The organism is Oleiphilus sp. HI0125, from assembly GCF_001635355.1.
Map to the genome: position 1 here is coordinate 1 of NZ_LWGF01001412.1, position 556 is coordinate 556.

Genomic DNA, 556 nt, shown 5'->3' on the forward strand with positions numbered 1-556 from the left:
TCAAAGACTCGGTTATGCTGGCATAGAGGTCTCTGTATTTATCGACCCCGACGAACAACAGATCTTGGCGTCGAAAAATTGTGGAGCGGCAGCGATAGAGCTGCATACGGGCGCTTATGCTGAGCCTGCTTCAAATGAAGCGCAGGCAAAGGAGCTTGGGTTGATTGTTGCCTCTACCGAATTAGGTGTGTCCGAGGGTTTAATCGTTAATGCTGGCCATGGCTTGAATTATCATAATACGCATGAAATTGCGCAGATCAACGGAATGAACGAACTCAATATTGGTCACGCTATTATCGCTAGAGCAGTCTTTGTCGGTTTGAAAGAAGCTGTGCGAGAAATGAAATCGATCATTAATCAAGCAGGCTAGTCGAATGATAGGTGTTGGCGTTGACTTGCTAAAAATTGAGCGGATCGAAAAGGCAATGAGCAATAATCCGGAGCGTTTTCCAGAAAAAGTGCTATCAGATGCTGAGCTTACGGAGTTTGTTCGTTTAGATCGTGGTCAGGAAAATTTTGTCGCAAAACGCTTCGCTGTGAAAGAGGCTGTTGCGAA

The 556-nt window shown here is 45.5% G+C and carries 2 protein-coding genes; both read left to right on the forward strand.

The window, feature by feature from the left end:
• The coding region (locus tag A3762_RS24030) for a pyridoxine 5'-phosphate synthase (RefSeq protein ID WP_197469555.1) at positions 1–370 on the forward strand (370 nt) is incomplete at its 5' end.
• Between the two features lie 4 nt (positions 371–374).
• A partial coding sequence (locus tag A3762_RS24035; protein ID WP_156493716.1) for a 4'-phosphopantetheinyl transferase superfamily protein occupies positions 375–556 on the forward strand: 182 nt, incomplete at its 3' end.